The organism is Streptomyces litchfieldiae (genome assembly GCF_031845365.1).
GTDB lineage: Bacteria > Actinomycetota > Actinomycetes > Streptomycetales > Streptomycetaceae > Streptomyces > Streptomyces litchfieldiae.
Map to the genome: position 1 here is coordinate 68,203 of NZ_JAVREL010000031.1, position 9,037 is coordinate 77,239.

Annotated in this window: 9 protein-coding genes and 1 pseudogene; all 10 read right to left on the bottom strand. The window is 74.2% G+C overall.

Annotated features, from left to right (window positions below; all coding sequences use genetic code 11):
- Position 1: 1 nt before the first annotated feature.
- The 10 genes and pseudogenes from RM590_RS33230 to RM590_RS33275 all read right to left on the bottom strand — a co-directional run bounded on the left by RM590_RS33230 (position 2) and on the right by RM590_RS33275 (position 8,951).
- Positions 2 to 1,147, bottom strand: a complete 1,146-nt coding sequence (locus RM590_RS33230) for an exonuclease SbcCD subunit D (protein WP_311708531.1) — start codon at positions 1,145 to 1,147, stop codon at positions 2 to 4.
- Between the two features lie 120 nt (positions 1,148 to 1,267).
- Positions 1,268 to 2,218, bottom strand: a pseudogene (locus RM590_RS33235) (pectinesterase family protein); the annotation flags it as partial.
- A gap of 249 nt (positions 2,219 to 2,467) precedes the next feature.
- On the bottom strand, positions 2,468 to 3,097 hold the full coding sequence (locus RM590_RS33240; RefSeq protein WP_311708517.1) for an FMN reductase: 630 nt from the start codon (positions 3,095 to 3,097) through the stop codon (positions 2,468 to 2,470).
- Positions 3,098 to 3,142: 45 nt separating this feature from the next.
- Positions 3,143 to 4,249 carry an LLM class flavin-dependent oxidoreductase gene (locus tag RM590_RS33245; protein ID WP_311708518.1) on the bottom strand — a complete coding sequence of 369 codons (1,107 nt, stop codon included), beginning with the start codon at positions 4,247 to 4,249 and terminating at the stop codon, positions 3,143 to 3,145.
- Between the two features lie 102 nt (positions 4,250 to 4,351).
- The gene (locus RM590_RS33250; protein ID WP_311708519.1) at positions 4,352 to 4,978 is read right to left on the bottom strand and encodes a YigZ family protein; all 627 of its coding nucleotides are present in this window, start codon (positions 4,976 to 4,978) and stop codon (positions 4,352 to 4,354) included.
- Between the two features lie 126 nt (positions 4,979 to 5,104).
- Positions 5,105 to 5,785, bottom strand: a complete 681-nt coding sequence (locus RM590_RS33255; RefSeq protein WP_311708520.1) for a 2OG-Fe(II) oxygenase — start codon at positions 5,783 to 5,785, stop codon at positions 5,105 to 5,107.
- Complete coding sequence (locus RM590_RS33260; RefSeq protein ID WP_311708521.1) at positions 5,782 to 6,309, bottom strand: methylated-DNA--[protein]-cysteine S-methyltransferase; 528 nt, start codon at positions 6,307 to 6,309, stop codon at positions 5,782 to 5,784. The genes RM590_RS33255 and RM590_RS33260 overlap by 4 nt, the downstream gene beginning before the upstream one ends.
- Before the next feature lie 30 nt (positions 6,310 to 6,339).
- Complete coding sequence (locus RM590_RS33265; RefSeq protein WP_311708522.1) at positions 6,340 to 7,131, bottom strand: MGMT family protein; 792 nt, start codon at positions 7,129 to 7,131, stop codon at positions 6,340 to 6,342.
- A gap of 4 nt (positions 7,132 to 7,135) precedes the next feature.
- A complete protein-coding gene (locus RM590_RS33270) occupies positions 7,136 to 7,711 on the bottom strand; it encodes an RNA polymerase sigma factor (RefSeq protein ID WP_394814026.1) in 576 nt (191 codons plus the stop codon).
- Positions 7,712 to 7,814: 103 nt separating this feature from the next.
- Positions 7,815 to 8,951, bottom strand: a complete 1,137-nt coding sequence (locus tag RM590_RS33275) for a winged helix DNA-binding domain-containing protein (RefSeq protein WP_311708524.1) — start codon at positions 8,949 to 8,951, stop codon at positions 7,815 to 7,817.
- Positions 8,952 to 9,037 lie beyond the last annotated feature (86 nt).

Consider the following 9,037-nt stretch of genomic DNA (forward strand, 5'->3'; position numbering starts at 1 on the left):
GTCACGCCCCCTGGCCGCGGGCGGCGTCCAGCGCGGCGCGCAGGGCGGCCCGTTCCCGCTCGTCCGGCGTCCGGCCGCCGCGGACGTGGGTGACGAAGTCCTCGGCGATCTCCTGGTCGGCGCGGCCGCGCAGCCGCTGGGCGTAGGTGGCGGGCGCGGTGGGCGGCCGGTCGGGCTCGAAGGCGAGGCTGAGGATGTGGGGGAAACGGGCGGCGAGGCGGGCCATGGGGTCCTCGGGGCGGGTGGGGTCGGTGAGGGTCGCCTCGACCCAGGCGGTCTCGTGCGCGGCGAGCGCGGGATCGCTGAGCAGCGTCTCCAGGTGGCCCCGGACGCGGGCGAGCGGGCGGGGCACCGGGCAGTCGATCCGTTCCGCGGTGACGCCGCCGTCGGCGCCGAGGTCGACCAGCCACATCGTCTTGCGGTGCGCGGCCTCGGAGAAGGAGTAGGCCAGCGGTGAACCGGAGTACCGCACGCGGTCGTTGATGCTCTGGCAGCCGTGCAGGTGGCCGAGGGCGGCGTAGTCGACGCCGGCGAAGACGGCGGCGGGCACGGCCGCGGCGCCGCCGACGGTGATGTCCCGCTCGCTGTCGGAGGGCGTGCCGCCGGTGACGAAGGCGTGCGCGAGGACGACCGAGCGGGTGCCGGCGGGCCGGGTCGCGAGGTCGGCGCGGACGCGGTCCATGGCGGCGCCCAGGACGGCGGCGTGCCCGGCGGTCGGCACGGCGAACTCGTCGCGGACCAGGGCCGGTTCGAGGTAGGGCAGGCCGTAGACGGCGACGTCGCCGTGGCGGTCGGCGAGGACGACGGGCGTGGCGCAGCCGGCCGGGTCGGTGCGCAGGTGGATGCCGGCGCGGCCGATGAGCCCGGCGCCGACGCCCAGGCGGCGCGGGGAGTCGTGGTTGCCGGAGATCATGACGGTGGGGACGCCCAGGGCGGCGAGCCGGTGCAGGGCGTCGTCGAACAACTCGACGGCGGACAGCGGCGGAACGGCCCGGTCGTAGATGTCGCCGGCCACGAGGACGGCCTCGGCCCGCTCCTCGCGCGCGGTGGTGACGAGGTGGTCGAGGAACGCGGCCTGGGCGTCCAGCAGGCTGACGCGGTGGAGGCCGCGGCCCAGGTGCCAGTCGGAGGTGTGCAGGAACCTCACCGCACTCCCGCCCCTTCCGCCGTACTTCGACTCCCGGCCGGGGTCTCCCCCGGCGATCACGGTGCTCAGTGTGCCACCGGGGTCGGACAGCGGGCGGGGCGGGAGTGCGGTGCCCGGTGGCTACGGGGTCCAGTCGCCGAACCAGTCGGCTCGTTCGTACGCGGCGGCCTCGGCGTCGGTGAGGTGCGGCCGGTCCGCGCTCTCCGGGCCGGCGCCGGGGCCGGTGTTGTGGTACTCGGCGAACCGGTCCTCCTCCCAGGGGAAGCCGCTCATGTCGGTCCAGGGCGTCTGCCGCACGGCGGCGCTGAGTTCGGTGTCGCGGACGACGGTCTGCGGGTCGAGGGCGGCGTCGCCGCCCGCGTGCCAGGGGCGGCCGAGGTAGTAGGTGCGGTCGCTGACGTCGCCGGTGATGACGCTGTCGGTGATGAGGAAGCCGGGGGTGCCGGCCGCGGTCGAGGGCGCGGTGACGTATCCGGACGAGGAGCCGTCGGGGCGGCGGGTGACCTCGATGACGGAGTCGGTGATGACGGCGGAGGCCCGGCCGAAGATGAAGTCGACGTTGCCGCGGATGGTGGAGTCGGTGACCAGGATCCGGCCCACCACGCCCTTGGCTGCGGAGTCGAGCAGCAGCGTGTCCTGGTCGCCCTCGGCCACGACGTTCTCCAGCAGGATCCGGTCGCCGCGGGTGCGCAGGGCCACGGCCTGGTGGCCGGACTGGTCGGCGTGGGCGATCTCGTCGAAGTCGTTGGCGAACGTGAGGTTGCGGGCCTGGAAGTCGTCGGCGTCGGCCATGAACGTGGCGCTGCCGCTGGTGCCGTAGGTGCCGCCGCCGGGCTTGGCGGTGCCCGCCGAGTTGTCGTAGACGATCGTCACGTCCTCGGGCCCGTCGCCGGTGCCGGTGAGGCGGATGTGCGGCTTGTCGGCGGGGATGTGCACCAGCTCGCGGTAGGTGCCGGGGGCGACGTCGATGGTGACGGGGGCGTCGTTGCCGGCGGGGACGGCGTCGATGGCGGCCTGCACGGTGGTGTGGTCGCCGCTGCCGTCCTGGGCGACGGTGATGTCGGCCGCGGCGGGCCGGGCGGCGGGGAGCGGCGCGGCGTGGGCGGGCTCGCCGCCGGGCCAGCCGGATGGCCCGGCCGCCAGCAGGGGGGCGGTCAGGGCCAGGGGTACGGCGACGAGGACTCGGTGTCGGCGGCGGCGTCGGGGCTCGGGGGGCGGCACACGGCGCATGTGGGGGCTCCGTTCTCGTAACGTGGGCTGGCCCCTGGGAAGTCGCCGCCGCCGGGCGGAAGGTTGCCGACCGGGCGTGGGGCGGTGGCCTCAGTCCGGCCGCAGGGCGGCCAGTTGCTCGGCGAAGGGGACGACCGTCTCCGCCTGCCGCGTGGGCCTGCCCGGCCGACCCGCCGGGAGCAGGGCGGCGAACTCGGCCGCGGCGCGGTCGATCCGGGCGGGCAGAGTGGCGGTGCGGGCGTCGGCGCCGGTGCCCCAGTCCTCGGCCGCGGCGAACACCGCCGTGGGCACGACGGTGGCGTGCAGGTAGGCGAACAGGGGGCGCATCGCGTGCTCCAGGGCGAGGGAGTGCCGAGCGGTGCCGCCGGTGGCGGCGATGAGGACGGGCGTTCCGGTGAGCGCGTCGGGGTCGAGCAGATCGAAGAACGACTTGAACAGCCCGCTGTAGGAGGCGGCGAAGACGGGGGTGACGGCGATGACGCCGTCCGCGTCGCCGACCGCCTCGATGGCGTCGCGCAGCGCGGGGGCCGGGAAACCGGTGACGAGGTGGGCCGCTATGTCGGTGGCCAGCTCGCGCAGCTCTATCACCATCGGCGCGGACTCCCGGCCTCCGTCGGCCAACTGACGGCCGGTCGCCTCGGTCAGCCGGTCGGCCAGCAGCCGGGTGGCGGAGGGCCGGCCGAGGCCGGCCGTGACCACCGCGAGCCTGTGTGTCGTCATCGTGCTCTCCGTTCTCGGTGTTGCGGGGCGCCGCTGTTCGGCGGGTCAGGCGGTGGGCGATCCGGCGGCGGCGGGATCCTGCCGGGCGGCGGCCACGCGGGCGGCGTGGGTCGGCGCGTCGGGGACCCCGGCGGGGCGGTTCTTGGCGAACTCCTCGCGCAGCACGGGGACGACCTCCTCGCCGAGGATGTCGAGCTGCTCCAGCACGGTCTTCAGCGGCAGTCCCGCATGGTCCATGAGGAACAACTGGCGCTGGTAGTCGCCGAAGTGCTCGCGGAAGGTGAGGGTCTTCTCGATGACCTCCTGGGGGCTGCCCACCGTCAGCGGGGTCTGCGCGGTGAACTCCTCCAGCGACGGGCCGTGGCCGTAGACCGGGGCGTTGTCGAAGTACGGGCGGAACTCGTGGACCGCGTCCTGGGAGTTCTTCCGCATGAACACCTGGCCGCCCAGCCCGACGATGGCCTGCTCGGGGGTGCCGTGGCCGTAGTGCGCGTACCGCTCGCGGTAGAGACCGATCAGGCGCTGGAAGTGATCGGTGGGCCAGAAGATGTGGTTGGCGAAGAAGCCGTCGCCGTAGTACGCGGCCTGCTCGGCGATCTCGGGGCTGCGGATGGAGCCGTGCCAGACGAACGGCGGCACGCCGTCCAGCGGGCGCGGGGTGGAGGTGAAGCCCTGGAGCGCGGTGCGGAAACGGCCCTCCCAGTCGACGACGTCCTCGCGCCACAGCTTGTGCAGCAGCGCGTAGTTCTCGATGGCCAGCGGGATGCCCTGGCGGATGTCCTGGCCGAACCACGGATAGACCGGGCCCGTGTTCCCGCGGCCCATCATGAGGTCGACGCGGCCGTCGGCCAGGTGCTGGAGCATCGCGTAGTCCTCGGCGATCTTCACCGGGTCGTTGGTGGTGATCAGCGTCGTCGCGGTGGACAGCAGCAGCCGCTCGGTGCGGGCGGCGATCCAGCCCAGCATGGTCGTCGGCGAGGAGGGCACGAAGGGCGGGTTGTGGTGCTCGCCGGTGGCGAAGACGTCGAGGCCGACCTCCTCGGCCTTCAGCGCGATCGCCACCATGGCCTTGATCCGCTCGTGCTCGCTCGGCGTCCGGCCGGTGGTCGGGTCGGTGGTGACGTCACCGACGGTGAAGATCCCGAACTGCATGATACCCACCTCGCTAGTTGATTGTTCAACTACTGCTCTGCAACGCGGCCCCCGGCGCCGCTATTCCACCGGCCGCCGGACCGTCCCGGACCGTCCTGGGCCTCAAGTCGGCCCGTATGTCTCGCCGCCGAGCTCCAGCCGGGCGGCGCCCGCGGTGGCGCCGGCCAGCCACGCGGCGAAGCCCTCGACGTCGGCCTCCGGCAGCCCGATCTCGATGGTGACGTCCGTACCGTAGGTCACCTCGCGAACCGACCGCCCGGTGGCCCGGAGATCATTCTCCAGCCGCCCCGCCCGCTGGTGGTCGGTGGTGATCACGGCGAGCCGCAGCCGGCGCCGGGTGACGGTGCCCAGCGCGTCCAGCGCCTCCCCGACCGCGCCGCCGTACGCCCGGATCAGCCCGCCGGCCCCGAGCTTGGTGCCGCCGAAGTACCGCGTGACCACGGCCACGGCGTACCGAATCTCGCGCCGCAGCAGCATCTGGAGCATCGGCACCCCGGCCGTGCCGCCCGGCTCGCCGTCGTCGCTGCTCTTCTGCACACCGGCGTCGGCATTGATGACATAGGCGTAGCAGTGGTGGCTGGCCGTGGGGTGCAGGGCCCGGACACCGGCGATGAACGCCTGCGCCTCCTCCTCGGTGGCCGCCGGGGCGAGGGCGCACAGGAAACGCGACCGGCTGACCTCGGTCTCGTGCACACCCTCGCCGGCCACCGTCACATAGTGATCCCGCATCCGGCCAGCCTAGGAGGTCGCCACCGGGCGGCTCCCGGCGCGGCCCGGCTGGCGTCCGGCCTCGGTGTCCAATTGCCGCCGGTGGACGGCGGCACCCGGTGCACGTCGGGCGGCCGGCTCGTCGTTTCAGCGCGCGTCGTGAAAGATGATCCCGAGCACGTGCCGCGCTCCGCCGTGCACCGCGGAGACGCCGTGCCGCAGCGCCACCCGGCTCCAGCCCCGCGCGGACCGCACGGGCCGGTGCCGCACCGTGAAGATCATTCCCTGGCCCTGCCCCGGGCGCCGCACGATGGGCCGGGACTGCGCCCGGGGGCGCTGCTCCACGAAGACGCTCTCGCCGCCGGTGAAGTCCTGGTCCGGCCGGTCCAGCATGATGGCCACCTGGAGCGGAAACGTCAGCTCGCCGTAGACGTCCTGGTGCAGGCAGTTGTATCCGCCGCGCCCGTAGCGCAGCAGCAGCGGGGTCGGCCGGTGCTGGCCGGCGGCGGCACACCGGTCCAGCAGTTCGGCGTGCCGCTCCGGAAAGCCCTCCTCCCCCAGCCGGGCCGCCCACGCGTTGGCTATGCCGGCCAGCGGCGGGTAGAGCCGTTCGCGCAGGTCGGCGACGACGGGGTGGAGAGGGGCGCGGAAGTAGCGGTAGACGCCCTCGCCGAAGCGGTGGGCGGCCATGTGAACCGTGCTGCGGAAGTGCTCCCGGCGGTCGAACAGCTCCCGGATCTCCGCGCAGCCGTCCGGCGTCAGCAGCGGGCCGGTGAGCGCCACGCCCTCGGCGTCCAGCTCCTCGGTGACGGCGGGCCAGTCGATCACGAGGCACGCCCTTCGAGCTCCAGCAGGAACCGCTTGGCCTCGACGCCGCCCGCGTAGCCGGAGATCCGTCCGCCGGAGGCGAGAACGCGGTGGCAGGGCAGCACGACGCACAGCGGATTGGCGCCGAGGGCGGTGCCGACTGCCCGGGCGGCGCCGGGCCGGCCCAGGGCCCTGGCGAGCTCCCCATAGGTGGCGGTCCGGCCGTAGGGGACGAACCGGCCGAGGGCCGACACCGTGGTGCGGCTGAGGGCCGTGGCGAGCCGGAGATCCAGCGGGAGCGAGAAGTCTCGCGTCCGGCCGGCGAGATAGCCGTCGAGCTGCGCGCGGGTCTCGTCGAGGATCTTCGTCTCCGGGGGTGTGGCGTCAGCGGTCCCGGCGCTCCGGAGCCCGGCACGGGCGACGCGCTGCCCGGCGCTCTCGATCGTGTCGAAGCCGCAGTACACGAGGGCCTCGTCGGTGACGGCGAGGACCATCGGTCCGACCGCCGTCCGGTGGGCGGTCAGGACCGCCCGCTGTGTCCGCATGAGATCTGCCTCCTTGGTCGGCCGGCCGAGTCAACTGGTGAGCGGCCGGCAGCTCTTGCAGGCGCGGAAGCCCGCCTGGCGGGCGTCCCGCGCCGTCCGGAACGGCACCCGGTGCGCCGGGGTGATGCGGCGTGCATGGGCGCATGTGGGGTGGCAGTAGATGTGTGTGGTGTCGCTGCCCAGGAACGCCGCGCCGGCCGCGGACAGTTCGGCCATGCGCCGTGTGTCGATGCCCTCCGACCGGCGCAGGGCGTCGCCGATCTCCGGTGGGTAACCGGCGTCGCATGGCCGCCCGTTGTCGTGTGTCGCGCGGTGGCAGGGGATCAGCACGGCCACCGGGTTGTGCGTGAGGGCGGGCACGACGTCCACGGCGGGCCGGTCGGCCTCCCGTGCGATCCACGAGACCGGGCGCAACTGCCCGGCGGGGATGGCCCGCACGGCCTGGAGCACCCGGCGCTCCGCCTCGGTCAGTCCGGTCAGGTCGATGGGCAGCCGCGCGGCACGCCCGGTGCGCAGCGCGGGGACCACGCCGGAGAAGGGCCGGGGGGCACCTATCGCCGAGCGGCCGGTGCGCGAGCGGTGCCGCACCTCGAACGCGGTCGCTGTCAGGTCCGGCGCCGCCAGGGCCGCGCCGGTCACGGCATGCGGGCTCGCGGCCACAAAGAGGCCGCCGGCCGGCGTCCCGAGCCGGACGTATGTGTCGTAGCGCTCCGGCGGGATGCCCACGTGCCGCAGCACGCGCAGGGCGAAGTCCCCCGGGGCGGGGGCCGCCGCGAGGCCCGGCAGGCCGCCGGCCTCCTCCATGCCGTCCGGATCGTTCATCTCGTCACCTCCCATACCGATGATCTTGGGCCAGCAGCCGTCGGAGGCTGCCGAGCCCTCTGGAGACTTGTGCCTTGGCCGTCCCCACCGGGCATCCCTGCACCTCGGCCACCTCCGCGTAGCTCATGCCGATCACGTGCCGGAGCACGACGGGCACCCGGTGGATCTCGGGGAGCTCCGACAGGGCCGCGACCAGGCGGTCCCGGTCCTCCGACGTCGCCGCGCTCTCCTCGGGGCCCGGCCGGGCGTCCGGCCAGCCGTCCTCTGTCTCATCCACGGACACCGCCGCGACGGGGCGGCGTATGGCGGTCCGCACGTGGTTGCGCCAGACGTTGGCGGCGATGGTCATCAACCACGCCCGGGGGCGCAGCGCCCGGCGCCGCTCGGGGTCGTATCCCTGAAGCGCCGTGTAGGCGCGCAGGAATGTGTCCTGGCCCAGGTCGTCGGCGTCGGCGGCCGAGCCGGACACCCGGAACAGGAACGCGTGCACCGCCGTCCCGTGGATCCTGACCAGCTCGGTGAAACCGCCGTCGAGATCCATGGCAAGGAGGTCCGTCAACTGCTCGGCCATCTCGTCCATCACTGGGAAGAACACCGAGGGGCTCCGGAGAGTTGCATGGTCCCGGCTGAGGCTCACCCACGGTAGCCGCCCCGGGCCGCACCCGGCGCGGGGCGGCCCGGGCTCAGGCAGACAGCACGCGGTCCTCGGCGCTGGGTAGTTTGGCCCACCAGTGCGTGTAGCGGCGGTAGACCTGCGGTTCGCGCCCGGCCAGGAGGGCCGCCAGCGACCGGGCCTCCGTGGCCAGCCCGGCCCAGGTCTCGTCCGGCAGGGGGTGAAAGGCCGTCGCCTCGATTCCTCCCTCGACCGGGCGCCACACGCCGGCAACGTAGCCATCGATGAGGAGGGTCGGCAGCACATCGCCGTTGGCGCGGGTCACATGCGAGCGGTACTCGGGTGGGATCACCCGGCCGCGGTCGGCGTAGGCCAGCAGGATGCTCTCCCACATCCCCAGGAGTCTGGGCGGGGCGGGGGTGTCCTCGTCCGGCCGGGGCGCGCCGGGGATGTCGTACAGCGTCTCGCCGTCCGGTCCGGCCAGTTGCTCCAGGATGTCGGCGAGCGCCCGCACCGCCGACCTGACCCGTCCTCGCTGGACCAACGCGAACTGCGCCATGTCCGCGACCGAGGCCGGCCCGAAGCCCGTCAGGTAGCGCAGGAGCATCGCCTGCAGGGCCTCGGCGGACACGTCCGGATCCGCGAGCACCGGCCGGGAGGCCGGCGTGACATAGGACGGCCGGGTGCCGAACGACCAGGCCTCGCCGGTGGGTACCCGCCACAACGGCGCGTACTGCCGCAGCCCCCACCACGCTCCCGGCTCGTCGGAGCCGCGTCGCTCGGTGAGCCATGCCGCGCACTCGGCGGCCGTCCGGGGCCGGCGGGTGAAGTCCAGCAGCTCGGGAACGAGCGCGTGGGCGTCCTGGACGGTCAGCCCGGCGGCGGCGAACCGGCCGCCGAGCTTGGCGGCCCGCAGCGAGGGCTCGGTCGCCTCCCGGAACGCCCGGTAGTCGTCGATGTGGACGGCGTGCAGCGTCATCCGCACCGCGTTGGACTTGACGACGGTGCGGTCGGCGAAGGCGGCGTCGAGCTGGGCCGGGTCGAAGTCGGCCAGCCGGTTCCACAAGGCGAGGTACGGAGACGCGGGGTGCTGGGCCTGGAGGGCGACTACCCGGCGCACCGCGTCGGCGGCGCCCAACGGTACGCGCCCGAGGAGCAATTGCCTGCCGAGCGTGGCCCGGTTGAGTGCGCGCGCGCCGATCTTCATTCCGGGATTCTCCCCTCCGGTCCGCCATGGCGCCGCAGGGGGGTGGGGGGGGGGGGCGGCGGCGTACTCGGCCGCGATGGAGTTGA

What these genes read in the sequence shown, in the direction of transcription:
- RM590_RS33240 (WP_311708517.1), bottom strand. Translation starts at nt 3,097, where the DNA reads ATGACGACACACAGGCTCGCGGTGGTCACGGCCGGCCTCGGCCGGCCC.
- RM590_RS33245 (WP_311708518.1), bottom strand. Translation starts at nt 4,249, where the DNA reads ATGCAGTTCGGGATCTTCACCGTCGGTGACGTCACCACCGACCCGACC.
- RM590_RS33250 (WP_311708519.1), bottom strand. Translation starts at nt 4,978, where the DNA reads ATGCGGGATCACTATGTGACGGTGGCCGGCGAGGGTGTGCACGAGACC.
- RM590_RS33260 (WP_311708521.1), bottom strand. Translation starts at nt 6,309, where the DNA reads ATGCGGACACAGCGGGCGGTCCTGACCGCCCACCGGACGGCGGTCGGA.
- RM590_RS33265 (WP_311708522.1), bottom strand. Translation starts at nt 7,131, where the DNA reads ATGAACGATCCGGACGGCATGGAGGAGGCCGGCGGCCTGCCGGGCCTC.
- RM590_RS33270 (WP_394814026.1), bottom strand. Translation starts at nt 7,711, where the DNA reads ATGGACGAGATGGCCGAGCAGTTGACGGACCTCCTTGCCATGGATCTC.
- RM590_RS33275 (WP_311708524.1), bottom strand. Translation starts at nt 8,951, where the DNA reads ATGAAGATCGGCGCGCGCGCACTCAACCGGGCCACGCTCGGCAGGCAA.